The organism is Streptomyces sp. NPDC046261 (assembly GCF_040646235.1).
In the GTDB taxonomy this organism is placed as follows: Bacteria; Actinomycetota; Actinomycetes; order Streptomycetales; family Streptomycetaceae; genus Streptomyces.
The window spans coordinates 228,345-251,120 of the sequence record NZ_JBEYZU010000008.1 but is presented as its reverse complement, the minus strand read 5'-3'; the positions used below and the strand labels follow the sequence as shown (position 1 = coordinate 251,120).

The following is a 22,776-nucleotide window of genomic DNA, read 5'->3' as shown; positions in this document are numbered from 1 at the left end:
CACTTACTCATGCGAGGAGTCATGTGAGCCACGCAGACTTCATTGAGCTGTGCAGGATTCTCGAGCAGGTCGACGCCAGCCTTCCGGACGGCTACCGCACAGAGATCCTCGGGGGAAAGATTGTCGTGACACCGTGGTCCAAGGCCGGCTACACCCTCATCCTGGACGACCTAGCCGACCAGTTGCGTCCACATGTGCCTGAGGGCCACAGGACAGGGTGCCGCCCCTATCTTTACCGGCTCGACGGACAGTCTCGGGCCTATGGCCCGGATCTTCACATCGCCGACACGGAGGCGGTGCACGTAGACAGCATCTTCCTGCCGGGAAGGGCACTGTCCCTCGTCGGTGAATTGGCATGTGCCTTGACAGCAGACGTCGATCGAGGCGAGAAGACCGAGACGTATGGCAAGGCCGGTGTGCCCGTGTATGTACTCGTCGACACGGTGAAGGACACGGTCACCGTGCACTCCGACCCGTCGGACCACGGCTACCGCACCAGCACACAGATCAAGTTCGGCGAGACAGTGCACATCCCCGCCCCCTTCGACTGCAAGCTCGACACCGCAGGCTGGAAAGCCTGACACCAGCCGAGGGCCCCGGCGACGCTGCATCAGCGGTACCGGGGCCCTCGGTCAGGCGTCAGCCCAAAAGGGTCAGCAACCCAGCAGGCGGCTGGCCAGGTAGCCCTCGATCTGGTCCAGCGAGACCCGCTCCTGCTTCATCGTGTCGCGCTCGCGCACGGTCACCGCGTTGTCCTCGAGCGTGTCGAAGTCGACGGTGACGCAGAACGGCGTACCGATCTCGTCCTGGCGACGGTAGCGGCGGCCGATGGCGCCGGCGTCATCGAAGTCGATGTTCCAGTTCTTGCGCAGGTCGGCGGCCAGGCCCTTGGCCTTCGGCGAGAGCTCCGGGTTGCGCGAGAGCGGCAGGACGGCGACCTTGACCGGGGCCAGGCGCGGGTCGAGGCGCAGCACCGTGCGCTTCTCGAGCTTGCCCTTGGCGTTGGGGGCCTCGTCCTCGACGTACGCGTCGAGCAGGAAGGCGAGCATGGCGCGGCCGACACCGGCGGCGGGCTCGATGACGTAGGGGGTCCAGCGCTCGCCGGCCTCCTGGTCGAAGAACGACAGGTCCTGGCCGGAGGCCTTGGCGTGCGCGCCGAGGTCGTAGTCGGTGCGGTTCGCGACGCCCTCGAGCTCGCCCCACTCGTTGCCGCCGAACTGGAAGCGGTACTCGATGTCAGCGGTGCGCTTGGAGTAGTGGGAGAGCTTCTCCTTCGGGTGCTCGTACCACCGCATGTTCTCCTCGCGCAGGCCGAGACCGGTGTACCAGTTCCAGCGCTGCTCCATCCAGTACTCCTGCCACTGCTCGTCCTCGCCCGGCTTGACGAAGAACTCCATCTCCATCTGCTCGAACTCGCGGGTGCGGAAGATGAAGTTGCCGGGCGTGATCTCGTTGCGGAAGGACTTGCCCATCTGGGCGATGCCGAAGGGGGGCTTCTTCCGGGAGGTCTGCTGGACCTGGGCGAAGTTGGTGAAGATGCCCTGGGCGGTCTCGGGGCGCAGGTAGGCGACCGAGCCGGAGTCCTGGGTCGGGCCGAGGTGCGTGGAGAGCAGGCCGGAGAACTGCTTGGGCTCGGTGAACTGACCCTTGTTGCCGCAGTTGGGGCAGTTGATGTCGGCCAGGCCGTTCTCGGGGAGGCGGCCGTGCTTGGCCTCGTACGCCTCCTCCAGGTGGTCCGCGCGGTAGCGCTTGTGGCAGGAGGTGCACTCGGTCAGCGGGTCGCTGAAGGTCGCGACGTGACCGGAGGCGACCCACACCTCGGAGGCCAGGATCACCGACGAGTCGATGCCGACGACATCCTCGCGCGAGGTGACCATGTAGCGCCACCACTGGCGCTTGAGGTTCTCCTTGAGCTCCACGCCCAGCGGACCGTAATCCCAGGCGGCGCGCTGGCCGCCGTAGATCTCACTGCACGGAAAAACAAAGCCACGGCGCTTGCTCAGGCTGACGATGGTGTCGATCTTGTCGGCGGCCACGGTGCTCTCTTCATTGCGACGACGAACAGCGAATGGTTCAGGTTACCGGCGCCGCACCCCCTCTCATCAAATCGGCTCTGGCCTTGGCTTGACTCGCTCGGCGGAGTGCCGTGCTGTTGACAATCGTTTCCATTTTTGTTGAAAATGAGTGTCATGAACGTACGTCCGATCCGCCCCATTCGATCCCGCCGCCGAATAACCACCGCCACCGTCGCCCTCGCCGCGACGCTCGGCCTGGTCACCCTCTCCGCCTGCTCCACCGAGGGCTCCTCCGGCCGGACCAAGGACGGGAAGCTGCAGGTCGTGGCGTCGTTCTACCCGATGGAGTACCTGGCGAAGGAGATCGGCGGCGAGCACGTCGAGGTCACCGGCCTGACCAAGCCGGGCGTCGAGCCGCACGACCTGGAGCTCACCCCGAAGCAGACCGGCCAGCTCGCCGACGCGGGCGCGATCGTCTACCTCAAGGGCGTCCAGCCCGTCGTGGACGAGGCGATCAAGCAGTCCGGAAACAAGCACGCCGTCGACGCGGCCTCGCTGACGCAGCTGGAGAAGCACGGCACCGAGACCGGCGGCCACGACCACGGCAAGGACGAGCACGCCGAGCACGGCAAGGACGAGCACGGCCACGAGGGCCACGACCACGACGCGGCCGGCGCCGACCCCCACATCTGGCTGGACCCGGTGAAGTACGCCGAGGTCGCCAAGGGCGTCGCCAAGACCCTCGCCGAGGCCGACCCCGACCACAAGGGTGACTTCGAGAAGAACACCGACGCGCTGGTGAAGAAGCTGGACGCGCTGCACAAGAAGTTCCAGGACGGGCTGAAGAACCGCGCCTCGGACACCTTCATCACCACCCACGCGGCCTTCGGCTACCTCGCCGAGCGCTACGGCCTGACCGAGGAGGCCATCGCCGGCCTCGACCCCGAGTCCGAGCCCAGCGCCGCCCGGATGAAGGACCTGCACAAGCTCGCCAAGGACCACCACGTCGGTACGGTCTTCTTCGAGACCCTCGCCAGCCCGGACACCGCGAAGACGCTGGCCAAGGACCTGGACCTGAAGACGGACGTGCTCGACCCCATCGAGGGCCTCACCGACCGCTCCAAGGGCCGCGACTACATCGAGGTCATGGAGTCCAACCTCACCGCCCTGCGCAAGGCGCTCGGCACCAAGTGAGCGCAGCTGAGGAGGCAGACATGGAGCAGCCCGTCATATCCCTGCGCGGGGCCACGGCCTCGCTGGGCTCCCGCCCGGTGCTGCGCGGCGTCGATCTGACCGTGCGGCGCGGCGAGGTCGTCGCGCTGCTGGGCGCCAACGGCTCCGGCAAGTCCACGGCCGTACGGGCCATCGTCGGGCAGGTCCCGCTGAGCGGCGGCGAGCTGGAGCTCTTCGGCTCCCCGCAGCGCCGCTTCCGCGACTGGGCCCGCGTCGGCTACGTACCGCAGCGCACCACCGCCGCCGGCGGGGTGCCCGCGACCGTGCGCGAGGTCGTCGCGGCCGGGCGGCTGGCCCGTACGAAGCTGGGCCCGACCCGCAAGGCGGACCGGGAGGCCGTGCTCGCGGCGCTGGAGCTGGTCGGCATGGCGGACCGGCTGAAGGACTCCGTGGACGCCCTCTCCGGCGGCCAGCACCAGCGGGTGCTGATCGCCCGCGCGCTGGCCGTCGAGCCCGAGCTGCTGATCATGGACGAGCCCATGGCGGGCGTCGACCTCGCCAGCCAGGAGGTCCTCGCCACCGCCCTGCGCGAGCAGGTGGCACGCGGCGTCACGGTCCTGCTCGTCCTGCACGAACTGGGCCCGCTGGAGCCCCTCATCGACCGCGCGGTCGTGCTCCGCGACGGCTGCGTCGTCCACGACGGCGCCCCGCCGCAGGCCGTGGGCCAGCACGCGCTGCCCGGCCACGACCACGTACACCCGCACGCCGACCCGGCCGCGGAACCGATCCGGACGGGGCTGCTGACCTGATGGAAATCCTCGAACTCGCCTTCATGCAGCGAGCGCTGCTCGCCGCCCTCCTCGTGGGCGTCACCGCCCCCGCCATCGGCATCTACCTCGTCCAGCGCCGCCAGGCGCTGATGGGCGACGGCATCGGCCACGTCGCCCTCACCGGCGTCGGCCTGGGCTTCCTCCTCAACACCAGCCCGGTGTGGATGGCCACCGCCGTCTGCGTGGTCGGCGCCGTGGCGATGGAGCTGATCCGCTCCTACGGCAGGGCCCGCGGCGACATCGCGCTCGCCATGCTCTTCTACGGCGGCATGGCCGGCGGCGTGATGCTGATGAGCCTGTCCCCCGGCGGCTCCAACGCCAACCTCACCAGCTACCTCTTCGGGTCGATCACCACCGTCTCGCAGGAGGACATCGTCGCCATCTGCCTGCTGGCGGCGTTCGTGATCCTGACCACCGTCGGCCTGCGGAAGCAGCTGTTCGCCATCTGCCAGGACGAGGAGTTCGCCCGCGTCACCGGCCTGCCGGTGCGGCTGCTGAACCTCCTGGTCGCCGTCACCGCCGCCGTGACCGTCACCGTCGCCATGCGCGTGGTCGGCCTGCTGCTGGTCAGCGCCCTGATGGTGATCCCCGTCGCCGCCTCCCAGCAGATCGCCCGCAGCTTCGCGGCGACCTTCGCCATGGCGGTGGCCGTCGGCGTGCTGGTGACCCTTTCGGGCACCGTCACCTCGTACTACGCGGACGTGCCCTCCGGCGCGACGATCGTGCTGATGGCCATCGGCGTCTTCATCACCCTGACCCTGCTGGCCACGCCCCTGGCCAGGAAACGGGCGGACAGGGCCGCCGCGGCGGAGCGCTGCACCCTCGACGGGGCGGAGCCGGCCACGCCGGCCGACGACGTCCGGGTCTGACGGGCGGCCGGGCGGGGCCCGGCCGCCGGGCCTGGCACAATTGGCGTGGCAACACGTGAGTCAGGCGTTCAGGCGAGCTTGAGGAGGCAACTGTGGCGACCGCCGGTCCCCCGGTACGCGGCCGGGCCACCAAGCAGCGGGCCGCGGTCGCGGCCGCGCTCGACGAGGTGGACGAGTTCCGCAGCGCGCAGGAGCTCCACGACATGCTCAGGCACCGCGGCGCCTCGGTCGGGCTGACCACCGTCTACCGCACCCTGCAGTCCCTCGCCGACGCCGGCGAGGTCGACGTCCTGCGCACCAGCGAGGGCGAGGCCGTCTACCGCCGCTGCTCCAGCGGACACCACCACCACCTGGTGTGCCGGCTGTGCGGCAAGGCCGTCGAGGTGGAGGGCCCGGCCGTCGAGAAGTGGGCCGACTCCATCGCCGAGGAGCACGGCTTCGTCGACGTCGCCCACACCATCGAGATCTTCGGCACCTGCGGGGAGTGCGCGGCCAAGCGCTGACGCCGCTTCCCACGACTGTGCCCCGGGCATCGGCCGATGCCCGGGGCACAGTCGTACGCGTGCGCGCCCGGGGCGGCTACGCGCCCTCCCGGGCGAGCTGCTCCTCGTTCGGGATCGCCCCGCCGAAGCGGCGGTCGCGCTGGGCGTACTCCAGGCAGGCGCGCCACAGGTCGCGGCGGTCGAAGTCCGGCCACAGGACGTCCTGGAAGACCATCTCGGCGTAGGCACTCTGCCAGATCAGGTAGTTGGACGTGCGCTGCTCGCCGGAGGGGCGCAGGAAGAGGTCCACGTCCGGCATGTCGGGGTAGTAGAGGTACTTCGCGAAGGTCTTCTCCGAGACCTTCGACGGGTCGAGCCGGCCCGCCTTCACGTCGGCCGCCAGCGCCTGGGCCGCGTCCGCGATCTCGGCGCGCCCGCCGTAGTTCATGCAGAAGTACAGGGTGAGCTTGTCGTTGTCCTTGGTCTGCTCCTGGGCGATCTGGAGCTCCTTGGCCACCGACCGCCACAGCTTGGGCATGCGGCCCACCCAGCGGACCCGGATGCCGAGTTCGTCGAGCTGGTCGCGGGTCTTGCGGATGAAGTCGCGGTTGAAGTTCATCAGGAAGCGCACCTCGTCCGGGGAGCGCCGCCAGTTCTCGGTGGAGAAGGCGTAGAGGGCGATGCTTCCGACGCCCATCTCGATCGCGCCCTGCAGGACGTCCAGCACGCGCTCGGCACCGACCTTGTGGCCCTCGGTGCGCGGCAGGCCGCGCTCCTTGGCCCAGCGGCCGTTGCCGTCCATGACGATCGCCACGTGGTTCGGGACCAGCTCACCGGGGATCTTGGGCGGCCGCGCGCCGGAGGGGTGCGGGTCGGGTGTGCGGTACTCGCGTCGGGAACGGCCCAGAATCCCGCGTACAGCCATGGGTGCCACTTCTCCTTGATCCCTGGTTTCGCTTACTTCTCGACGTACCGGAGCGAGCGAAGGCCCCGCTCCAGATGCCAGTGCAGATACGCCGCCACGAGCGCGCTGCCCTCCCGGACGTACCGCGCCTCGCAGGCGTCCGCGGTCGCCCAGTCCCCGGTCAGCAGCGCGCTGAGGAGCTCGATCGACTCCGAGGAGGGTACGACGCTTCCGGGCACCCGGCACTCACCGCAGACCACGCCCCCGGCGGCCGCCGAGAAGAACCGGTTCGGCCCGGGCATGCCGCACTTCGCACAGGCGTCGAAGCTGGGCGCGTAGCCGTTGACGGCGAGCGAGCGCAGCAGGAACGCGTCGAGGATGAGGTGCGGGGCGTGCTCGCCCGCGGCGAGCGTCCGCAGGCCGCCGACGAGCAGCAGGTACTGCTGCACGGCGGGCTCGCCCTCGTGGTCGGTGAACCGCTCGGCGGTCTCCAGCATGGCGGTGCCGGCGGTGTAGCGGGCGTAGTCGGTGACGATGCCGCCACCGTAGGGAGCGATGGTCTCGCTCTGCGTGCACAGTGGCAGCCCGCGCCCGACCAGCTCGCTGCCGCGCGCGAAAAACTGCACGTCGACGTGCGAGAACGGCTCCAGCCGCGCCCCGAACTTCGACTTCGTGCGCCGCACCCCCCGCGCCACGGCCCGGACGCGGCCGTGGCCGCGGGTGAGCAGCGTGATGATGCGGTCCGCTTCGCCCAGCTTCTGGGTGCGCAGCACGATGCCGTCGTCGCGGAAGAGGCTCATCGCCCGCCCCCACGGGTGTCCGGCCGGGGGTACAGGGGTTGTCCCCCGGAAGAACGCAGCATGATGCGGTCCGCTTCGCCCAGCTTCTGGGTGCGCAGCACGATGCCGTCGTCGCGGAACAGACTCATGCGGTCATTGTCGCGTACCCGCGGGGCGGGCCGGACCGGCCGGGGCGGGCTGGAACATCCGCCTCCGGACCGCGGGCAGAATATGCGCCATGTCGATCAAGCTTTCGCCCGTGAGCCCCCGGTGAGCGCGCGCCGTCGTCGACCGCGCCGTAAGAGATGGCCGGTCATCGCCACCGCCGCGCTGGGGGCCGTCCTCGTCCTCGCCGCGGTGTTCCTGCTGTTCGTCACCGTGCCCGGCAAGCGCACCGACGCGCGGGCCTTCGCGACGGCGGCCGCGTGCCTGCCGGACGAGGTGCCCCGGGAGTGCCGCAAGCCGGTGGAGGTCGTCGTCGGGAAGAAGGCGACGGAAACCGAGGGCAGGACCACGCACCACTGGCTCACGCTCGCCGAGCCCGGCGGGCCGTCCCGCCGCGTGGACATGAACGGGCCGTCGGGGGTCTTCGGCGCCGTCTCGCCCGGTGACCGGGTGACCGCGACGTACTGGCGGCAGGAGGTGCGCGCCGTCGACTTCCGCGGCAGGCAGCAGTTCACGGCGGACGAACCGAAGGAGGCGTACCGCCTGCCGTTCGCCACCGGTCTGGGGCTGCTCGCCCTGGGCGGCACGCTGCTGTGGACCTCCGTGCGGGCGGGCTTCCGCACCGGCCGCGGCCGGGCGCTGCGCTCCTGGCAGATCGCCCTGCCCGCGCTCGCGGGGGCCTGGCTGTCGGCCGTCGGGTTCGGCGCGCCCCTCCTGACGGACGCGGTGTCGACGGCCCTGGTGTTCGCCGCCGCCGGCGCCGTGCCCGTCGTGCTCGGCGCCGTGTGGCGGTTCCGGGTGCTGCGGCGGCGGCACCGCGCCCCGGGCGGGCCCGCGGCGGCCGTCTAGGCCCGCCGGGGCCCTATGACGGCATGCGGGCCGCCGCCAGCAGCCGGTCCGTGTCCTCGGGGTCCAGCAGCAGCGCCCGCCCCACCGTGGCCAGCACCTCCCGCTCCGCGGGCCGGTAGGGGCCGTCCGCCAGGGCGATGCGGGCGCCCTGCAGCAGGATCGACTCACGACCGGCGGGGGCCAGGTGCGGGGCGAGGGGCTCCAGGGCCTCGTGGAGCTCGATGGACAGGGCCGTGCCGCAGGGGTCGAAGCCGTCCCGGCCGACGGCCTCCGGCGGACTCGCGTACCGCCCCGGGAGGCGTCCCGTGTCCGCGGCGAGGGCCTCGATGAGGGTGACCAGCTGCTCCTCGCTGCAGTCGGCGAACCCGGCCGCCCGTACCGCCCCGACCGCGGCCCGGCGCACCGTACGGGCCTCCGTGCCGCCGGCGGCCAGGACCGCCAGGGCCACCGTGTGCACGGCGTCGCGGAGCATCGCCGAGAAGCGGGTCGTGGTGGGGTGGTCGAGGACGTCCATCGCGAACCGTCCCCGGCAGGCCGTGCATTCGACGATGGGCCCCACCGGTCCGCGCGGCAGCAGCGGCACCCCGAAGGCGACCAGGCGTCGGCGGCCCGTGCGGCGGTGGTAGTTGCGGTCGCCGCCGCAGCCGGGGCAGAAGAACTCGCCGTCTCCGACCGTGCGCCATACGGTGCGTACGCCCACCACGCACCGGTCCGGGCTGTGTCGGCCTTGCGCGTGCATCACGGCGCACCTCCATAACGCCACGGCCTGGTCGCCGCGTTGACGTGATGTTAGCCACATCGGTGATGCGGCGTCAGTACCCCGGGCGCGGAGTTCGGGCGGCTGCTGGCCCGCCGCGCCACCGAGCCCACCGGAAGCGGTGTTTTCGGTGGCGCGAAATTGACGGCGGGGCCGCCCGGGGGCTTCGCGGGGGCCGTCAGTCAGCCCCGGTACGCGCGGTTCACCGCCGACACGACCGCCTTGATCGAGGCGCGGGTGGTGTTGGCGTCGATGCCGATGCCCCACAGCACCTTGCCGTCGATCACGCACTCGATGTACGAGGCGGCCTGGGCGCTGGCGCCCTCGCTCATCGTGTGCTCGGTGTAGTCCAGCAGGCGGGCGTCGACGCCGGCGCCGGCGAGCGCGTCGAAGAAGGCCGAGATCGGGCCGTTGCCGGTGCCGGTGAGGACCGTCTCGGTGCCGTCCACGGCGGCCTCGACGGTCAGCGCGTCGGTGCCCTCGCTGGTGGTGGAGGTCTGCGTGGAGCGCAGGGTGATGCGGCCCCAGGGGTTGTCGGGCGTGGGCAGGTACTCGTCCTGGAAGACGGACCAGATCTCCTGCGGGGTGACCTCGCCGCCCTCCACGTCGGTCTTGGTCTGGATGATCTTCGAGAACTCGATCTGCATCCGGCGCGGCAGGTCCAGCTTGTGGTCGTTCTTCAGGACGTAGGCGATGCCGCCCTTGCCGGACTGCGAGTTGACGCGGATGACGGCCTCGTAGGAGCGGCCGACGTCCTTGGGGTCGATGGGCAGGTAGGGGACGGCCCACTCGATGTCGTCGACGGTCTTCCCGGCGGTGGCCGCCTCGGCCGCCATCGCCTCGAAGCCCTTCTTGATGGCGTCCTGGTGGGAGCCGGAGAAGGCGGTGTAGACCAGGTCGCCCGCGTAGGGGTGGCGCGGGTGGACCTCCATCTGGTTGCAGTACTCGGCGGTCCGGCGGACCTCGTCGATCTGCGAGAAGTCGATCTGCGGGTCGACGCCCTGGGAGAAGAGGTTCATGCCCAGGGTGACCAGGTCGACGTTGCCGGTGCGCTCGCCCTGCCCGAACAGGCAGCCCTCGACGCGGTCGGCGCCGGCCATGACGGCCAGCTCGGCGGCGGCGACGGCGGTGCCGCGGTCGTTGTGCGGATGGGCGGACAGGCACACGAACTCGCGCCGCGACAGATTTCGCGACATCCACTCGAAGCGGTCGGCGTGGGTGGAGGGGGTGGAGCGCTCGACGGTGGCCGGCAGGTTCAGGATGATCTCGCGGCCGGTCTCGGGCTGCCAGACGTCCATGACGCCCTCGCAGACCTCCAGCGCGAAGTCCAGCTCGGTGTCGGTGAAGATCTCCGGGCTGTACTGGTAGCCGAAGACCGTCCCGTCGCCGAGGATCTTGTCGGCGTACTCCACGACCAGCCGCGTGCCGTCCACCGCGATCTGCTTGACCTGCTCGCGCGAGCCCCGGAAGACCACGCGGCGGAAGACGGGGGCCGTGGCGTTGTAGAGGTGGACGGTGGCCCGGTGCGCGCCCCGCAGGGACTCCACCGTGCGCTCGATCAGCTCCTCGCGGGCCTGGGTCAGGACGGAGATCGTCACGTCCTCGGGGATGGCGCCCTCTTCGATGATCGACCGTACGAAGTCGAAGTCGGTGGCCCCGGAGGAGGGGAAGCCGACCTCGATCTCCTTGTAGCCCATGCGCACCAGCAGGTCGAACATCTCCCGCTTGCGGGCGGGCGACATGGGGTCGATCAGCGCCTGGTTGCCGTCGCGCAGATCGGTCGACAGCCACCGGGGCGCGACGGTGATGCGCTGGTTGGGCCAGGTGCGGTCGGGCAGGTCCACGGCGTCGTACGGGCGGTACTTGTGGACGGGCATGCCGGACGGCCGCTGGGTGACGGTGGCCGCGGTGACGGGCGTGGGACGGCCTACGGAGGGGTGGATCTCGGGCATCTGCGGAGGGCTCCTCGGTTATCCGCGCGAACGACGGCCGACGGGGCGGATCACCAGGGGATACCGGCAGCACCGAACTCCGCGGGGAGGGGGTCGGCCTGCGCTACAGACCCTCGCCGCGGCAGCTAAGAAGAAGCAGCACGTCACGCATGGTGCACAGCACACTAGCCGAGGCCCGGGAAGCACGGCAGGGGCGTTTCAGCATGCGGGACGCCCATGGCCCCACACGGAACCGTCCCACTCTTTTGTGTTAATCACCGCACCGGGCCATGACAAGGCCCGGGGCCGGTGCCAGATTGCCGCCATGGATGAAGCAAACGCGCAGGAGAAGACGGTTTTCTGCACCATCGTGCCGCCGCACGTCCTGGACAGGCTCGCCCAGGCCGATGACCCGAGGTTCAACGAGCCCGCCCGCCGCACCCTGGAGCACGACGGCGTGCTGCGCACCCGCCGCCGCGTCACCGCGGTCCGCGGCCTGTACGCGGATTCGTCCGCCACCACGCCCTCCGACACGCCGCAGCGCACGATCTACGACGCCGGGCACCGGGAGACGCTGCCGGGCAAGAAGGTGCACGCCGAGGGCGACGCCCCCGCCAAGGACGCTTCGGTCAACCGCGCCCACGCCGGGCTCGGAGCCACCTTCGACCTCTTCTTCAAGGCCTACGGCCGGCGCTCGATCGACGACCGCGGACTGCCGCTGGACGCGACCGTCCACTACGGGGAGGGCTACTGCAACGCCTTCTGGGACGGCGAGCGGATGGTCTTCGGCGACGGGGACAACGACACCTTCGTCGACTTCACGGTCGCCGTGGACGTCATCGGCCACGAGCTGACCCACGGCGTCGTCCAGCACACCGCGAACCTGGAGTACTACGGCCAGTCCGGGGCGCTCAACGAGTCGTGCGCGGACGTCTTCGGCTCGCTGATCAAGCAGTACTCACTCGGACAGAGCGCCGACCAGGCCGACTGGCTGATCGGGGCGGGGCTGCTGGGGCCGGGCGTGGACCAGGGCACGGCCCTGCGCTCCATGAAGGCCCCGGGCACCGCCTACGACGACGACGTCCTCGGCAAGGACCCCCAGCCCGCCACCATGGAGGACTACGTCCGCACCAACCGCGACAACGGCGGCGTGCACATCAACTCCGGCATCCCCAACCACGCCTTCTACCTGCTGGCCACCGACCTCGGCGGCAACGCCTGGGAGCGCGCCGGCAAGATCTGGTACGCCACGCTCACCGGCGGCGAGCTGTCCTCGGACGCCGACTTCGCCCAGTTCGCCCGGCTGACGGTGGCCGCGGCGCGCTCGCTGTACGGCGAGGGCGACGAGACCCGGGCCGTGCTCAAGGCCTGGGGCCAGGTGGGGGTGCCCACCACGTAAGGACCCGTAGACCGAAGCCGACAGGGTAGGGATGACGCCATGCGTATCGTCATCACCCGTACCGGCGGTTTCGCCGGCATCGAGCGCCGGGCCGAGCTGGACACCTGCGGCCGGCCCGACGCCACGCACCTGGAGGCCCTGGCCCACCGCGCCCTCGCGCCGGGCCGGGAGGCCCCCGCGAGGGGCGTGCCGGACGGCTTCCACTACGAGATCAAGGTGGACGGCCGCTCGGTCCACGCGGCGGACCCGCACCTCACCGAGGACCAGCGCGAACTGATCCGAACCGTCCTGAAGGAAGGCGCGTAGCCGCGCAGGTCAGAAGCCGAGCTTCCGCAGCTGCTTCGGATCGCGCTGCCAGTCCTTGGCGACCTTCACATGCAGGTCGAGGTAGACCGGAGTACCCAACAGCGCCTCGATGTGCTTGCGGGACTTCATGCCGACCTCCTTCAGGCGGGCGCCCTTGGGGCCGATACCCCTCCCCCCGGCCGCCTCGCGGGCGCTTCGCTGGCTTCGGACGGCACCGCCGACCTACGGCCGGCACCAGCGCACCCCGAACGCCCTAGAACCCCAGCTTCCGCAGCTGCTTCGGATCGCGCTGCCAGTCCTTGGCGACCTTCACATGCAGGTCGAGGTAGACCGGAGTACCCAACAGCGCCTCGATGTGCTTGCGGGACTTCATGCCGACCTCCTTCAAGCGGGCGCCCTTGGGGCCGATGATGATGCCCTTCTGGCTGGGGCGCTCGATGTAGACGTTGGCGTGGATGTCCAGCAGCGGCTTGTCCTTGGGGCGGTCCTCGCGCGGCAGCATCTCCTCGACCACGACCGCGATCGAGTGCGGCAGCTCGTCCCGGACACCCTCGAGCGCCGCCTCGCGGATGAGCTCGGCGACCATGACCTGCTCGGGCTCGTCGGTGAGGTCGCCCTCGGGGTACAGCGGCGGGCTCTCGGGGAGCAGCGGGGCGATCAGGTCGGCCAGCAGGGAGACCTGCTTGTCGCCCACGGCCGAGACCGGGACGATCTGCGCCCACTGGATGCCCAGCTCCTCGCCCAGCTGCTGGATGGCGATCAGCTGCTCGGCGAGCTGCTTGGAGTCGACCAGGTCCGTCTTGGTGACGATCGCGATCTTCGGGGTCTTCTTGATCCCCGCGAGTTCCTTGGCGATGAACTTGTCACCCGGGCCGAGCTTCTGGTCGGCCGGCAGGCAGAAGCCGATCACGTCGACCTCGGCCCAGGTGGTGCGCACGACGTCGTTGAGCCGCTCGCCCAGCAGGGTGCGCGGCTTGTGCAGACCGGGGGTGTCCACCAGGACGAGCTGGGCGTCCGGGCGGTGCACGATGCCGCGCACGGTGTGGCGGGTGGTCTGCGGGCGGTTGGAGGTGATCGCGACCTTCGTCCCCACCAGTGCGTTGGTCAGGGTCGACTTGCCCGCGTTGGGGCGGCCGACGAAGCACGCGAAGCCCGCGCGGTGGGGGGCCTGGGAGGGGGAGGAGGCGTTGTCCATGCCTCACATTCTCCCCGATCGTCCGGCCCCCGCCGACCAGCGGCTTCAGCCCGCGGTGACGACCTGGCCCACGACGCCGTCCGGCCCCGCGAGCAGCACGGGGGTCCCCGCCCCGCCCAGGTCCCGTACGGCCGCGCGGTCCGTATCGGGCACGGCGGGAGCCTCGGAGACCACCGCGGCCGCCTCCAGGGACTTCGCGCCGCTGGCCACGGCCATCGCCACGGCCGTCCGCAGCGCGCTGAGCCGGAGCGAGTCGAGCGCCACGGTCCCGGCGACGTACGTACGGCCCGTCTCGTCGCGGACCGCCGCGCCCTCGGGGACGGCGTTGCGGGCCCGGGCGGCCCGGGCGAGCGTGATGAGCTTGCGGTCTTCGGGGTCCAGCGTCTCCGTCATACCGGGGAGCATAGGCGCGGGGGTCTTGCGGCCCCGAGGGCACCCGTGCGGCCTTCATACGGCCGTCATGCCGCCGTCATGTACGGGCCTCAGCCGGATTTCCGCTCCAGCAGGCCGCCGAGCGAGTACATGCGGCCGCGCCGGCCCTCCGGCGAGGACAGCCAGCGCACCTTCGCGGCCGTGCCCGTATCCGGCACCGGGTTGTGCAGCACGATCGTCAGATCCGGCCGGGCGGGCACGCGCAGCTGGGTGCTCTCCAGGTACAGCGTGCCGACCACCGGGTGCTCGAACTCCTTGACCAGCAGGCCGCCCGGGCTCACATCGCCGCGCGCCCACAGCTCGGTGAACTCCGGGCTCGCCGCGGACACCTCGGCCACGATCTCCTTGAAGCCGTCGTCGTCGGGGCGCTCGGAGCAGGCCGCGCGATAACTGGCGACGACGCGGTGGGCGTTCTCGTCCCAGTTGGCGGCGCGGGCGCGGTAGACGGGGTCGGTGAAGAAGTCGATCAGGCAGTTCTGCCGGGTCTCCGGCCGGAAGCCGAGGACGTGACCGGCCGCCTCGTTGTACGCGACGAGGTTCCAGTACGGGTCCATGATGTGCGCCGGGGAGGGCAGCCAGCCGTCGATCAGCCTGCGCAGCCCGTCGCACAGGTACTCCGGGTCGTGCGCGGACTCCGGCAGCGGCGGGTTCAGGCCGGCCAGGATGTACAGATGGCGGCGCTCGGGCCCGTCCAGCCGCAGCACGCGGGCGACGGCGTCGAGGACCTGCGGCGAGACGGTGATCTGACGGCCCTGCTCGAGCCACTGGTACCAGCTGGCGCCCACTCCGGCGAGGACCGCGACCTCCTCGCGGCGCAGGCCCGGCGTGCGGCGGCGGGCCCCGCCGTCCGGCAGCCCGGCCTCGGCCGGCGAGACCCTGGCCCGGCGGCTCATCAGGAACTCGCGCAGTTCCTCGCGCCGGCGCGGCCTGTCCCGGCCCTCGTGCGGTGCCACGGTCACCTTTCCCCCCTCACGTGCCTCACCTGGGCCGTTCCCCTGCCTGGTGGTGCGACCACCACCATAAGCGCCCTCTCCCCACGGGTATTCCGGGAACCCGAGGGTGGTCACATGGCGATCGACTCCCTGCCCCGTACATCCGGGCCCGACACCTCGGCGGCCCCGGCCCGCCCCCGAATGACCACCCGCGCGAAGCTGATCCTGCTGGTGCTGTGCGCCGCGCAGTTCATCGTCGCGCTCGACTTCTCCATCCTCAACGTCGCCCTGCCCGTCCTCGGGGACGACCTGGGCATGGGCCAGGCCGACCTGCAGTGGGCGGTCACGGCCTTCGCCCTGCCGTCGGGCGGCTTCCTGCTGTTCTTCGGCCGGATCGCGGACCTCTACGGGCGGCGGAAGCTGTTCCTGACCGGGCTGGCGCTGTTCACGGTGGCCTCCGTGCTCGCCACGCTCGCCTGGGACCCGGCGTCCTTCCTGGCCGGGCGGGCGCTGCAGGGGCTGGGCGCGGCCGTGATCGTGCCGACCGGGATGTCGCTGCTGACCACGACCTTCGCCGAGGGCCCGCAGCGCGAGCGGGCGCTGGGCATCAGCAGCACGCTGATGTCCCTGGGCTTCACCATCGGCATGGTGCTCGGCGGCGTGATGACCGACGCGCTGGGCTGGCGCTCGACGATGGGGCTGCTCGCGGTGGCGGGCGTGGGCGTGCTGCTGGCGGCGCCCGGGCTGCTGACGGAGTCCCGGCGCGAGGGCCGGCCGCGCCTGGACGTGCCGGGCGCGGTGACGGTGACCGGCGGCCTGCTGGCGCTGATCTACGCGCTGTCGACGGCGGCGCAGCGCGGCTTCGGCGGCGTGGACGTCCTTCTCACGCTGATCGCCGGAGTGGTGCTGCTCGTGGCCTTCGTGGTGGTGGAGTCCCGGGCCGCCGAGCCGCTGGTGTCGCTGCCGATGCTGCGGCGGCGGACGGTGGCCTGGGGGAACCTGGCGGGGCTGACCACCTTCGCGATGATGACCTCGGTCATCTTCCTCCTCACCCTGTACCTGCAGGAGGTGCTGGAGCTGTCGGCGGTCCGCACCGGCCTGGTCTTCGGTGTGCTGGGCGTCTTCGCGGCCCTCTCCGGCATAGCCGCCCCCAGGATCATCGCCCGCTTCGGTTCCCGCACCACGCTGGTGGCGGGCCTGCTGGTGCAGGCCGGCTTCACGGCGGCCCTGCTGGGCCTGGGCACGACCTCGGGCGCCTGGCTGGCCCTGGTGGCCGCGTCGCTGGGCAGCGTCGGTCACCTGTGGGCGATCGTGGCGTACGGCGTGACGGCCACGTCGGGGCTGCCGGACGGGGAGCAGGGCCTGGCCACGGGCCTGGTGACCAGCTCGCAGCAGGTGGGCATCACAGTCGGCATCCCGCTGCTGAGCGCTCTGGCGTCGGCGCACATCGCGGCGCGGCGCGAGGCGGGGGCCGACTTCGCGTCGGCGACGCTGGGGGGAATCAAGCTGGGCCTGGGCGTGGACGCCGCGGTCGTGGCGGCGGTGGCGGTCCTGGTGGCAGTGGGCCTGCGGCGTACGCATGCGGGGCGCTGACTTTTCCCCTACCCGCCCCTTCCCGAAACCGGGGCTCCGCCCCAGACCCCGGTCCTCAATCGCCGGACGGGCTGGAAATCCAGCCCGTCCGGCGATTGAGGACAAGAAACGGTGAAAGGGCGGGGAGGGGAAAGAAGCCCTCGGCTCAGCCGCGACGGCGCCGCACCCGACCGCACCGGTACCCCCACGACGGCCGGCCACCCGTATCGGCGGCAGCGATCAGCAGTCCGCCCAGGATCGACATGTTGCTGAAAAAGGCCACCCGGTGCTGCATCCGCTTGGCCGGGTCCTCCTCCGCCCAGTACGCGTGCCCCGCCAGCGTCGTCGGCACCAGGCTGGCCGCCAGCGCCAGGGCGCACGTGCGGGGCAGGATGCCGAGGGCCAGCAGGCCGCCGGCGCCCAGGTGCACCGCGCCGTTCAGACGCACCAGCGCCCGGGCGTCCCGCGGCAGCCCCGGCACCCGCTCGGCGATGGCGAGGGCCACGGGCGCGGCGGTGGCGGCCAGGGTCTCGGGGTGCTGGACGGTCCGCAGGCCGCTACTGACGAACGCCGAGGCCAGCAGGGGACGGGCGATCCTTCTGACTACTGCCACCTGGCCTGTGTTCCCGGCCGGCGCCGGGGGGAACCCCGGCGCCGGGGACATTCACTCCGCCGGGTCGTCCCGCCCCCGCACCGGCTCGACCAGCACGGTGACGATGCGGTTGCGGCGCCCGGCGGCCGCCTCCGCGGTCAGCCGCAGGGCCGTCAGGTCCGGGTCCTTGCCGTGCTCGGTGAGCTCGACGTCGGCGGTGGCGCCGGCGATCGGCACCCGGCCCAGGAACTTGGCGAGCAGGCCGCCGACGGTCTCCACGTCCTCGTCGTCGAACTCCTCCAGGCCGTACAGCTCGCCCAGGTCGCCGATGTCGAGGCGGGCCGTGACGCGGTAGCGGCCGCCGCCGAGCTCCTCGACGGGCGGCAGCTCACGGTCGTACTCGTCGGTGATCTCGCCGACGATCTCCTCCAGGATGTCCTCGATCGTGACGATGCCGGCGGTGCCGCCGTACTCGTCGATGACGACGGCGCAGTGGTTGCGCTGCTGCTGCATCTCGCGCAGCAGGTCGCCGGCGTTCTTGGTGTCGGGGACGAAGACCGCCGGCCGCATGGCCGTCGAGACCAGCTCGGACTCGGCGTCCCGGCTGATGTGCGTCTTACGGACGAGGTCCTTGAGGTAGACGATGCCCACCACGTCGTCCTCGTTCTCGCCGGTCACCGGGATGCGGGAGAAGCCGGAGCGCAGGGCGAGGGTGAGGGCCTGGCGGATGGTCTTGCCGCGCTCTATGACGACGAGGTCCGTCCGGGGCACCATCACCTCGCGGACGAGGGTGTCGCCGAGCTCGAAGACGGAGTGCACCATGCGGCGCTCCTCGTCCTCGATCAGTGATTCCTTCTCCGCCAGGTCGACCATGGCCCGCAGCTCCGCCTCGGAGGCGAAGGGGCCCATGCGGAAGCCCTTGCCGGGGGTGAGGGCGTTGCCGAGGAGGATCAGCAGCCGGGGCACCGGGCCCATGATCCGGGCGAGTGGCAGCAGGACGTGCGCCGCCGCGGTGGCGGTGCCCAGCGGGTGCTGCCGGCCGATGGTGCGCGGGGAGACGCCGACGGCCACGTACGAGACGAGGACCATCACGGCGACGGCGACCGTCAGCGCCTGCCAGGTGGAGTCGAACTCCTCCAGGCAGACGTAGGTGACGAAGACGCCCGCCGCCATCTCGCAGGCGACGCGCACCAGCAGCGCCAGGTTGAGGTAGCGGGTGGGGTCGGACGCGACGGCCATCAGCCGGGCGCTGCCGCGCCGCCCCGCCCGTGCGGCCTCCTCGGCCCGGAACCGGGTGGTCCGGGCGAGGCCGGCCTCGGCGCAGGCGGCGAGCCAGGCGACGACGAGCAGCAGGACCGCCGCGGCGATCAGCCGGCCGGTCACGTGAACGTGGGAGCCGGGGAGGGCCCTTCGATGCCGCGCTCGGCGCGCCAGCCGTCGATGATCGCCGCCTGGAGGCCGAACATCTCGGCCTTCTCGTCGGGCTCCTCGTGGTCGTAGCCGAGGAGGTGGAGGACGCCGTGGACGGTCAGGAGCTGGAGCTCCTCGTCCATGGAGTGCCCGGTCGGGGCCTCCTCTCCCTGCTTCTTGGCGACCTCGGGGCACAGGACGATGTCGCCGAGGAGGCCCTGCGGCGGCTCGTCGTCGTCCTTGGCCGGCGGGCGCAGCTCGTCCATGGGGAAGGACATCACGTCGGTGGGGCCGGGGAGGTCCATCCACTGGATGTGGAGCTGCTCCATGGCATCGGCGTCGACAACGATGACCGAGAGTTCGGAGAGCGGGTGGATACGCATCCGGGTGAGGGCGTAGCGGGCGACATCGAGGATCGCCTGCTCGTCGACCTCCGTGCCGGATTCGTTGTTGACGTCGATTGACATGGTGTTACCGAGGTTTACTTTCCGTTGCTGCGGCTGTCGTACTGCTCGTACGCGTCGACAATACGGCCGACCAGCTTGTGCCGGACCACATCCTGGCTGGTGAGCATGGAGAAGTGGACGTCCTGGACGCCCTCGAGGATCTCCCGCACCTGGCGCAGGCCGCTCTTGGTGCCGCCGGGCAGGTCGATCTGGGTGACGTCGCCCGTGATCACGATCTTGGAGTCGAAGCCGAGCCGGGTGAGGAACATCTTCATCTGCTCGGGGCTGGTGTTCTGTGCCTCGTCGAGGATGATGAACGCGTCGTTGAGCGTCCGGCCGCGCATGTAGGCCAACGGCGCGACCTCGATCGTGCCGGCGGCCATCAGGCGCGGGATGGAGTCGGGGTCGAGCATGTCGTGCAGCGCGTCGTAGAGCGGCCGCAGATACGGGTCGATCTTCTCGTAGAGCGTGCCGGGCAGGAAGCCGAGCCGCTCGCCGGCCTCGACGGCGGGCCGGGTCAGGATGATGCGGTTGACCTGCTTGGACTGCAGGGCCTGGACGGCCTTGGCCATGGCCAGGTAGGTCTTGCCGGTGCCGGCGGGGCCGATGCCGAAGACGACCGTGTGCTTGTCGATCGCGTCGACGTAGCGCTTCTGGTTCAGCGTCTTGGGGCGGATGGTGCGGCCGCGGTTGGAGAGGATGTTCTGGGTGAGGACCTCGGCGGGGGTCTGGGTCTCGGCCCCCTTCTCCTCGTCCTTGAGCATGGCGATCGAGCGTTCCACCGCGTCCTCCGTCATCGGCGCCCCCGTGCGGAGCACCAGCATCATTTCGGCGAAGAGGCGCTGGACGAGGGCCACTTCCCGCTCGTCGCCCGTCGCGCTGACTTCATTTCCCCGTACGTGGATGTCCGTGGAGGGGAAGGCGTTCTCGATGACCCGCAGGAGCGCGTCCCCGGAGCCCAGGACCGTCACCATGGGGTGCTTGGCCGGGACGGTGAACCGGGTGGTCGCCTGCGGTCGTGTGGGTGTCTGAGTCATGGGCCGGCTCTGAAGGCCTGCTCATCCCCTTCTTTCCTGCGTTCCTGCGTCCGAAGAACCTTGGAATACCAAGGGTACGACGGTGCCCCCGTGAGCCCGAAGGCTTTTACGGACGGCGGAATCCCAGCGTGGGCACGGCCCGGCGCAGCGGCCAGGGGCGGCAGGCGGCGGGCAGCAGGCCGTCGAGGAAGGCGTAGCGGCGCAGGGTGGCCCGGGACTGGTCGTCGAAGGACTTCACGTGCTGCCACCAGGCGGCGATCTCCACCCAGCCGGGGGCGGAGAGCGAGCCCCCGAATTCCTGCACGGACAGGGCCGAGGTCAGCCCGGCGAAGGCGAGCCGGTCCGCGAGCGGCCAGCCGGCGAGGGTGCCGGTGACGAAGCCGGCCACGAAGACGTCCCCGGCGCCCGTCGGGTCGAGCGCCTCGACGACGATGGCGGGGACCTCGGCGCTCTCGCCCGTGCGCCCGTCGACGGCGTAGGCGCCCCGCTCCCCCATCGTCACCACGGCCAGCGGCACCTTGTCCGCCAGCGCGCGGGCGGCGGCGCGGGGGCAGTCGGTGCGGGTGTAGCGCATGGCCTCCTCGGCGTTGGGCAGGAACGCCTCGCAGTGTTCGAGGTCGGCCAGGTCGGCGGGGTCCCAGCGGCCGGTGTCGTCCCAGCCGACGTCGGCGAAGACCCGGCTGCCCCGGCGGGCCGCGCGTCCGATCCACTCCTCCTGGCGGCCCGGTACGAGCAGGGCCACGCAGGCGCGGGCGGGGGGCGGGCACTCGGGGGCGGGCTCCTCCGGGGGCGGGGCCTCGTGCCCGTGGGAGACCATCGTCCGCTCGCCCTCGTAGGCCATGGAGACGGTGACCGGGGAGTGCCAGCCGGGCACGGTGCGCGACAGGCTCAGGTCGATGCCCTCGCCGCGCGAGAGCGCCTCCCAGCAGTACTCGCCGTACATGTCGTCGCCGAAGGCCGCGGCCAGCGAGGTGCGCAGGCCCAGCCGGGCCAGGGCGGTGGCCATGTTGGCGATGCCGCCGGGGCTGGAGCCCATGCCGCGCGCCCAGGACTCGGTGCCGCGCACGGGCGCCGAGTCCAGGCCGGTGAAGATGATGTCGAGGAAGACCGGCCCGGTCAGATAGACGTCGGTCGCCGGGTCGCCCTCGCGGCGTACCTCGGCGAGGGGGTCGAGGACCGGTGCCGCGCCCTCGAACCGCTCGTCCCCGATGCCCTCGCCCTGGCGGCCTGCCTGCGGTGTCACGTGCGACGAAGAGACCGACATGCTCGCTCGTTGCTCCTCTCAGGGGTGCACGGGTGCGGGTCCGGACAGTCTGCCCGATCCTGCGGTACGTTCCGGGCTATGAGGCTGACGATTCTCGGCGGCGGCGGCTTTCGCGTGCCTCTCGTGCACCGGGCCCTGTTGGACGACGCCCGGCGCGACGCGCCGGGGCGCTGTACGGAACTCGTGCTGTACGACACCGATACCAAGCGGTTGAGGGTCATCGCGTCGGTGCTGGCCGCCCAGGCCGCCGGGGTGTCGGGCGCCCCGGCGGTGCGGATCGCCGACGATCTGGACCAGGCCCTGGAGGGCACCGACTTCGTCTTCTCCGCGATCCGGGTGGGCGGCACCGCCGGGCGCGTGCTGGACGAGCGGATCCCGCTCAGCGAGGGCGTGTTGGGGCAGGAGACGGTCGGCGCGGGCGGGGTGCTGTACGGGCTCCGTACGGTGCTGGTCGCCATCGAGATCGCGGAGCGGGTCGCGGCGATCGCGCCCCGGGCGTACGTCATCAACTTCACCAACCCCGCGGGGATGGTGACCGAGGCGATGTCCGCGGTGCTGGGCGAACGGGTGATCGGCATCTGTGACTCGCCGGTGGGCCTGGCGCGGCGGGCCGCGCAGGCGGTGCACGCCGACCCGGAAAGAGTGAGCTACGACTACGTGGGCCTCAATCACCTGGGGTGGCTGCGCTCCTTGACGCTGGACGGCGAGGATCTGCTGCCGGGCCTGCTGCGGGACGACGCGGCGCTGCGCACGCTCGAGGAGGGCAAGCTCTTCGGCGGTGAGTGGCTGCGGGCCCTGGGCGCGCTGCCCAACGAGTACCTGCACTATTACTACTTCCGCCGCGAGACGCTCCGCTCGGTGCAGGAGGCCGCGGAGACGCGCGGGGAGTTCCTCGACCAGCAGCAGAACGACTTCTTCACCGAGGCGGCGGCCGCGCCGCACCGCGCGCACGAACTGTGGGAGCGGACCCGGCTGCAGCGCGAGGAGACCTACGGCGCCGCGAGCCGGGCCGCGTCCGGCGGCTGGCAGCGCGACAGCTGCGACCTGGACGGCGGCGGCTACGAACGGGTGGCGCTGGCGTTCATGCGCGGGGTGGCCGCCAACGAGGGCGCGCGGCTCATCCTCAACGTCCGCAACGGCTCGACGGTGCCGGCGCTGAGCGCCGACGCCATCATCGAGACGGTGTGCGTAGTGGACGCCAAGGGCGCGCGCCCACTGCCGTGCGCCCCCCTGCGCGAGGACCAGCTGGGGCTGATGCTGCAGCTCAAGGCCGTCGAGCGGGCCACGATCGAGGCGGCCGTCCACGAGGACCGCGACGCGGCGCTGCGCGCGCTGGCGCTGCATCCGCTGGTCGACTCCCCCGCCGTGGCCGCCCGCATCCTCGCCCGGGCCCGGCAGGCGCGCCGCTGACGCCCGGCGGGCGCGCGCCCGCCGGGC

Annotated in this window: 24 protein-coding genes and 1 pseudogene; 10 read left to right on the top strand and 15 right to left on the bottom strand. The window is 71.4% G+C overall.

Features of this window, described 5'->3' with window-relative positions:
• Positions 1–23 precede the first annotated feature (23 nt).
• Positions 24–581 carry a Uma2 family endonuclease gene (locus tag ABZ956_RS17740; protein ID WP_361893799.1) on the top strand — a complete coding sequence of 186 codons (558 nt, stop codon included), beginning with the start codon at positions 24–26 and terminating at the stop codon, positions 579–581.
• A 72-nt stretch (positions 582–653) separates the two neighbouring features.
• On the opposite strand, the gene ABZ956_RS17735 is transcribed toward ABZ956_RS17740, so the two are convergent.
• Positions 654–2,036, bottom strand: coding sequence for a glycine--tRNA ligase (locus tag ABZ956_RS17735; protein WP_225659874.1), 1,383 nt, complete (start codon positions 2,034–2,036; stop codon positions 654–656).
• A 153-nt stretch (positions 2,037–2,189) separates the two neighbouring features.
• On the opposite strand from ABZ956_RS17735, the gene ABZ956_RS17730 reads away from it, so the two are divergent.
• From ABZ956_RS17730 to ABZ956_RS17715, 4 genes are all read left to right on the top strand, one after another.
• On the top strand, positions 2,190–3,209 hold the full coding sequence (locus ABZ956_RS17730) for a metal ABC transporter substrate-binding protein (protein ID WP_361893796.1): 1,020 nt from the start codon (positions 2,190–2,192) through the stop codon (positions 3,207–3,209).
• A gap of 20 nt (positions 3,210–3,229) precedes the next feature.
• A complete protein-coding gene (locus ABZ956_RS17725) occupies positions 3,230–3,997 on the top strand; it encodes a metal ABC transporter ATP-binding protein (RefSeq protein ID WP_361893794.1) in 768 nt (255 codons plus the stop codon).
• A complete protein-coding gene (locus ABZ956_RS17720; protein WP_361893791.1) occupies positions 3,997–4,887 on the top strand; it encodes a metal ABC transporter permease in 891 nt (296 codons plus the stop codon). The genes ABZ956_RS17725 and ABZ956_RS17720 overlap by 1 nt, the downstream gene beginning before the upstream one ends.
• A gap of 92 nt (positions 4,888–4,979) precedes the next feature.
• Positions 4,980–5,390: a Fur family transcriptional regulator gene (locus tag ABZ956_RS17715; protein ID WP_071966599.1), complete on the top strand. Its 411-nt coding sequence runs from the start codon at positions 4,980–4,982 to the stop codon at positions 5,388–5,390.
• Positions 5,391–5,466: 76 nt separating this feature from the next.
• Here the strand turns inward: ABZ956_RS17715 and ABZ956_RS17710 are convergent, their stop codons facing one another.
• The 3 genes from ABZ956_RS17710 to ABZ956_RS17700 are packed head-to-tail and all read right to left on the bottom strand — an operon-like array spanning position 5,467 to position 7,201.
• Positions 5,467–6,294, bottom strand: a complete 828-nt coding sequence (locus tag ABZ956_RS17710; RefSeq protein WP_361893788.1) for an isoprenyl transferase — start codon at positions 6,292–6,294, stop codon at positions 5,467–5,469.
• 32 nt (positions 6,295–6,326) lie between these two features.
• Positions 6,327–7,073: a DNA repair protein RecO gene (gene recO, locus ABZ956_RS17705; RefSeq protein WP_361893785.1), complete on the bottom strand. Its 747-nt coding sequence runs from the start codon at positions 7,071–7,073 to the stop codon at positions 6,327–6,329.
• The gene (locus tag ABZ956_RS17700) at positions 7,070–7,201 is read right to left on the bottom strand and encodes a hypothetical protein (RefSeq protein WP_361893782.1); all 132 of its coding nucleotides are present in this window, start codon (positions 7,199–7,201) and stop codon (positions 7,070–7,072) included. Before ABZ956_RS17700 ends, recO begins: the two co-directional genes overlap by 4 nt.
• A gap of 121 nt (positions 7,202–7,322) precedes the next feature.
• Between ABZ956_RS17700 and ABZ956_RS17695 the strand changes: the two genes are divergently transcribed.
• The gene (locus ABZ956_RS17695) at positions 7,323–8,066 is read left to right on the top strand and encodes a hypothetical protein (RefSeq protein WP_361893779.1); all 744 of its coding nucleotides are present in this window, start codon (positions 7,323–7,325) and stop codon (positions 8,064–8,066) included.
• Positions 8,067–8,079: 13 nt separating this feature from the next.
• On the opposite strand, the gene ABZ956_RS17690 is transcribed toward ABZ956_RS17695, so the two are convergent.
• Entirely contained in the window at positions 8,080–8,805 is a 726-nt protein-coding gene (locus ABZ956_RS17690; protein ID WP_361893932.1) for a TerB family tellurite resistance protein, read from the bottom strand.
• 200 nt (positions 8,806–9,005) lie between these two features.
• Positions 9,006–10,775: a 2-isopropylmalate synthase gene (leuA, locus tag ABZ956_RS17685; RefSeq protein WP_361893776.1), complete on the bottom strand. Its 1,770-nt coding sequence runs from the start codon at positions 10,773–10,775 to the stop codon at positions 9,006–9,008.
• Positions 10,776–11,079: 304 nt separating this feature from the next.
• Between leuA and ABZ956_RS17680 the strand changes: the two genes are divergently transcribed.
• Together ABZ956_RS17680 and ABZ956_RS17675 are read left to right on the top strand one after the other, a co-directional pair.
• Positions 11,080–12,153, top strand: coding sequence for a M4 family metallopeptidase (locus tag ABZ956_RS17680; RefSeq protein ID WP_361893773.1), 1,074 nt, complete (start codon positions 11,080–11,082; stop codon positions 12,151–12,153).
• A gap of 39 nt (positions 12,154–12,192) precedes the next feature.
• On the top strand, positions 12,193–12,459 hold the full coding sequence (locus ABZ956_RS17675) for a protealysin inhibitor emfourin (protein ID WP_361893770.1): 267 nt from the start codon (positions 12,193–12,195) through the stop codon (positions 12,457–12,459).
• A gap of 9 nt (positions 12,460–12,468) precedes the next feature.
• On the opposite strand, the pseudogene ABZ956_RS17670 reads toward ABZ956_RS17675, so the two are convergent.
• From ABZ956_RS17670 to ABZ956_RS17655, 4 genes and pseudogenes are all read right to left on the bottom strand, one after another.
• Positions 12,469–12,660: pseudogene (locus ABZ956_RS17670) on the bottom strand (KH domain-containing protein); the annotation flags it as partial.
• 52 nt (positions 12,661–12,712) lie between these two features.
• Positions 12,713–13,654 (bottom strand): GTPase Era, encoded by a 942-nt coding sequence (gene era, locus ABZ956_RS17665; protein ID WP_071966590.1) that lies wholly within the window; start codon positions 13,652–13,654, stop codon positions 12,713–12,715.
• Between the two features lie 45 nt (positions 13,655–13,699).
• Positions 13,700–14,047, bottom strand: a complete 348-nt coding sequence (locus tag ABZ956_RS17660; RefSeq protein WP_361893767.1) for a cytidine deaminase — start codon at positions 14,045–14,047, stop codon at positions 13,700–13,702.
• Between the two features lie 89 nt (positions 14,048–14,136).
• Entirely contained in the window at positions 14,137–14,979 is an 843-nt protein-coding gene (locus ABZ956_RS17655; protein WP_361893929.1) for a helix-turn-helix transcriptional regulator, read from the bottom strand.
• 174 nt (positions 14,980–15,153) lie between these two features.
• Between ABZ956_RS17655 and ABZ956_RS17650 the strand changes: the two genes are divergently transcribed.
• Positions 15,154–16,611: an MFS transporter gene (locus tag ABZ956_RS17650; protein ID WP_361893764.1), complete on the top strand. Its 1,458-nt coding sequence runs from the start codon at positions 15,154–15,156 to the stop codon at positions 16,609–16,611.
• A 145-nt stretch (positions 16,612–16,756) separates the two neighbouring features.
• On the opposite strand, the gene ABZ956_RS17645 is transcribed toward ABZ956_RS17650, so the two are convergent.
• The 5 genes from ABZ956_RS17645 to ABZ956_RS17625 all read right to left on the bottom strand — a co-directional run bounded on the left by ABZ956_RS17645 (position 16,757) and on the right by ABZ956_RS17625 (position 21,339).
• The gene (locus ABZ956_RS17645; RefSeq protein WP_361893762.1) at positions 16,757–17,203 is read right to left on the bottom strand and encodes a DoxX family protein; all 447 of its coding nucleotides are present in this window, start codon (positions 17,201–17,203) and stop codon (positions 16,757–16,759) included.
• 51 nt (positions 17,204–17,254) lie between these two features.
• Positions 17,255–18,565: a hemolysin family protein gene (locus ABZ956_RS17640; RefSeq protein ID WP_361893759.1), complete on the bottom strand. Its 1,311-nt coding sequence runs from the start codon at positions 18,563–18,565 to the stop codon at positions 17,255–17,257.
• Positions 18,562–19,059, bottom strand: coding sequence for an rRNA maturation RNase YbeY (ybeY, locus tag ABZ956_RS17635; protein ID WP_229358006.1), 498 nt, complete (start codon positions 19,057–19,059; stop codon positions 18,562–18,564). The genes ABZ956_RS17640 and ybeY overlap by 4 nt, the downstream gene beginning before the upstream one ends.
• A 14-nt stretch (positions 19,060–19,073) precedes the next feature.
• Complete coding sequence (locus tag ABZ956_RS17630) at positions 19,074–20,075, bottom strand: PhoH family protein (protein WP_361893756.1); 1,002 nt, start codon at positions 20,073–20,075, stop codon at positions 19,074–19,076.
• 106 nt (positions 20,076–20,181) lie between these two features.
• Positions 20,182–21,339 (bottom strand): PfkB family carbohydrate kinase, encoded by a 1,158-nt coding sequence (locus ABZ956_RS17625; RefSeq protein WP_361893753.1) that lies wholly within the window; start codon positions 21,337–21,339, stop codon positions 20,182–20,184.
• 78 nt (positions 21,340–21,417) lie between these two features.
• Here ABZ956_RS17625 and ABZ956_RS17620 point away from each other — a divergent pair, with 78 nt between their 5' ends.
• Positions 21,418–22,749 (top strand): 6-phospho-beta-glucosidase, encoded by a 1,332-nt coding sequence (locus ABZ956_RS17620; RefSeq protein ID WP_361893750.1) that lies wholly within the window; start codon positions 21,418–21,420, stop codon positions 22,747–22,749.
• Positions 22,750–22,776 lie beyond the last annotated feature (27 nt).